2 protein-coding genes are annotated in these 3,959 nt (G+C 48.7%); both read left to right on the top strand.

Annotated features, from left to right (window positions below; all coding sequences use genetic code 11):
* Nucleotides 1–110 precede the first annotated feature (110 nt).
* Nucleotides 111–2,471, top strand: coding sequence for a choice-of-anchor B family protein (locus HKN79_07170; GenBank protein ID NNC83342.1), 2,361 nt, complete (start codon nucleotides 111–113; stop codon nucleotides 2,469–2,471).
* A 115-nt stretch (nucleotides 2,472–2,586) separates the two neighbouring features.
* Nucleotides 2,587–3,959: hypothetical protein (locus HKN79_07165; protein ID NNC83341.1), on the top strand; the 1,373-nt coding region annotated here is incomplete at its 3' end.

The following is a 3,959-nucleotide window of genomic DNA, read 5'->3' as shown; positions in this document are numbered from 1 at the left end:
CTATCTTTTAGGAACACTAGAATGGCCCCATATGGTGGTCCTCAACGAGCCTTGAATTGAGCTATCTTGCGCTGCTTTTCAAAAATCGTTGAACACAAGGAATTCAATCCATGCTCAGAACAATACTCAGTACAGTACTATTCACTCTTCTTGCATTCACCACGAGTGCGCAATTGAACGTCAGCTATGTTGGGAATATCACCTACAGCCAAAGCTTGAGCGACATTTGGGGTTATACTGCTCCCGATGGGACCGAGTATGCCATCGTAGGTGTATATGATGGGGTCTCCGTTGTGAGTCTGGCCGATCCGGCCAACCCGACCGAGCTCTTCTTCTTCCCTGGAGCAGGATCCACTTGGAGGGATATCAAGACCTTTGACGGGTATGCCTATGTGACCAATGAGACCGCCAACGGACTGGCCGTGATCGATCTGACCGGGCTACCTGATGAAGCCACAGCATACGACTGGGCGCCTAACCTTTCCGGATTGGGAATGCTGAGCAGTATTCACAATATCTGGATCGATGAGTTCGGAGTGGCCTATCTGGCCGGGTCCAACCTCAACAACGGAGGTATGCTCTATGTGGATGTGGCTACGACTCCTGGAGATCCGATCTTCATCGATGCGGGTCCATCCATCTACTCGCATGATGTCTTCACTCGCAACAATATCATGTACTCTTCTGAGATATATGCAGGCGTATTCACCATCTATGATGTGACAGATAAGAGCAATACCCAAACTTTGGGAAGCAGTCCGACCGAAGGGGCGTTCACGCATAATGCCTGGTTATCGGATGACAACACCATTCTCTACACTACAGATGAAGTACCTAATGCACCTGTAGGAGCTTATGATGTTTCCGACCCTACCGATGTACAGGAGTTGGACCAATACCGTCCTTTCGAGACACTCGGAGATGGGGTGATTCCTCATAATGTGCATGTGTGGCAAGATTGGCTCATCGTCAGCTATTATACCGATGGCTGCATCATCCTTGATGGAAGCAATCCGACCAATCTGGTAGAGGTGGGCAACTTCGATACCTATATCCCAGCCAGTACCGGATTCAGTGGTGCCTGGGGTGCCTATCCCTATCTCCCGTCCGGATTGATACTTATCAGCGATATCGGCAATGGCATGTATGTACTCGAACCCAACTATGTGAATGCCTGTTGGCTCGAAGGGGTGATCACGGATGCCACCACAGAGCAGGGAATTTCAGGTGCTGACATATCCATATTGGGGACCATCATCTTCGATGAATCTCAGGCGGGTGGAAGTTATGCTACCGGTTATGCGGTCGCAGGGAGCTATGACATCCTGATAGAGAAAGCGGGATACGAATCGCAGACCGTGAACGTAGAATTGGTCAATGGTGAGATCACAGAGTTGAATGTGGCCCTTATACCCTTGGAGTCATTCAGCGCCTCCGGAGTAGTCAATAATGCCCTTACAGGAAATGGTCTGGGATTCGCTGAAGTGCTGATCGAGAATTCTCAATTCAATTATTCTGTGACCGCGGATGCCAATGGTCAAGTCACCTTGAACGGAATTTTCCCAGGCACTTACACCGTCACAGCCGGGTCTTGGGGATTTGTGACCCAATGTGAGACGATCGAACTGAATGAAGGGAATGACTCCTTCACTATTGATCTGCAACAAGGATACTATGATGATTTCACCTTTGACTTTGGCTGGACTGCTACAGGAAATGCACCTACTGGTCAATGGGAACGAGCTATTCCAGTAGGAACCGAAATAGGAGGGCAGCCAAGCAATCCCGGTGCAGATGTCAACGATGACTGTTCTGGATATGCCTATGTGACCGGAAACGGTGGGCCTCCCGTTGGAAATGATGATGTGGATGATGGAGAAGTCATCCTTCTTTCTCCGAGCTTCTTCTACAGCCCAGTGGTTCCCACCACCTTGAGCTATTCGCGTTGGTTCGTGAATGCGGGTGGAAACGGTACTCCCAACGATGAGATGATCATCGAGTTGACCGATGGTAATACCACAGTCGAGTTGGAGAATATCTCTAATTCATCCGGCTCTTGGCAGGATGCCAGCTTCATTCTGAACGATATCCTTTCAGAAGCAGGCCTGTACTCGCTGAGAGTGACGACTTCTGATGGATCCAATACCGGACACATTGTAGAAGGGGGACTGGATGCGTTCTATATGGAAACTCAGGCAACGGGAGTCGAAGAACTAACGAATGCTGTGCAAGTCCAGATCGCTCCTAATCCATCGACTTCGTATTTCGACCTGAATATCTCGATGACCGAGAAAGTAGAGGAGTTGCAATTGGTCGTGGTGGATGCACTTGCTCGTCAGGTCGAATCCAAGATATTGAATACGGGTATGCAGACACTCCGTATCGGTGAAGATTGGACAGCAGGAGTATACTCGGTCATGCTCATGCAGGAGGGCAATGTGATCGATATCCAGCGGGTAGTGAAGCACTGAGCCTAAACAAATTGAACTCAAATGAGCAGGGCCCTACGGATTGTAGGGCTTTTTTCTTGCTTTAATGATCTGATTTTGCGAGATTTAGAAGGACAACCCCTTCAACTCGCCAACCATGGACCGACCGATCATCCTCCTGGCACTCGTACTTTTCGTATCCCTTCCAGATTATTCTGCGCAGAATCCAAAGCGTATGACGACCGACTATCTCACTGGTGAGGTAGCTGTAATGGATGGCGATCTTTACTTCGTCTCGGGATTCCCATCTGCCACCTCTTTACAGAAAATCGACCCTATCACAGGAATCGCTTCCACGGTATCTATAGGAACCTATACCTCTTTCAAAGATCTCACTCCAGTAGGGGATAGGCTCTATTTCAGAGCTGAGGATGGGGCCTGTTCCAATCCCTATCTGGCCTACTATTCTGAAGCAGGAGGGGTTACTGTGCCTACCACTATAGAGCATCCCGATGGTATTCCTTGTTCTCATCTAGCTCCCGAGGGCTCAGGGGTGATCTTCCATGGAAGGTTCCCATGTAGCTTCACAGGGGAACAATACGGTACGCTGTGGACCTATTCAGGAAGTACATTATCTGTGTTGAAAGCAGATGATGGAACAGGCGCATCCAGTTTTCCCTTATTCGATATCACTGAAGGGGTAGAGTTTGTCACATATGCAGGTAGCCATTACTATGCGAGTGTGAACCAGCTGTATCGTATCCATCCTACGCTGTATGAACAAGATACAATAGCTACTCTTGGACCTGCCGTATCTCATGCTATAGATAATCTGATCGTATATGACGGAGAGCTATACTTCTCCGTTTACACCACCGATGATAATCGGGATCTGTATTCATACGATGGTATCAGTGCAAGTGTCCAGATAGACTATGCTGCCGGAGTTCCGGGTCATAGTGGCGAGGATATGGTCACTGACGATGTCGATCTGCTGCTCAAAGATATCGAACTCGGAGGTCAAAGGAATCTGAAAGTATGGGATGGATCGGATACGACTTCCATTGGATTTGCGCCTTCTGTCTCTGATCCACTTTATGTTGACGATAGAGTCTACTACTCAGTCAAGAATTTGAACGGTCACGACAATCTGGCCCGCACAGATTCTACCGGATGGTGGTCCAATGTACTTTGGAATACGACCGGCTCAGCAGGAAGCGACCCGAAATTCATGACCTATCTGAATGGGGATGTGTATTACTATAGTGTGTATGGCGAGACCGGTGCAAGTACGACCACTTATCCAGGTATGTATCGGTACACACCGGGCCTTGTTGCGCATGGATATGGTCACGGTACAGGACCTGTGGAATATGTAGGGCCCTGTGATGCAGCTCCAGAGCCTTCTAATGAGATCAGGGTCAGGTTGGAAGTGCTTTACGATGCGAAAGAACCTGGAGGAACATTCACATTCACGGCAACGAACAATCACAATTCCGATACGGTCAAAGTGACCGAACCTCAGTCTTC

Source organism: Flavobacteriales bacterium (genome assembly GCA_013001705.1).
Classification (GTDB): domain Bacteria; phylum Bacteroidota; class Bacteroidia; order Flavobacteriales_D; family JABDKJ01; genus JABDLZ01.
This window is presented reverse-complemented; position numbering and strand designations above follow the sequence as displayed.

Coding starts and splice junctions, on each gene's coding strand:
- HKN79_07170 (NNC83342.1), top strand. CDS start 111: ATGCTCAGAACAATACTCAGTACAGTACTATTCACTCTTCTTGCATTC.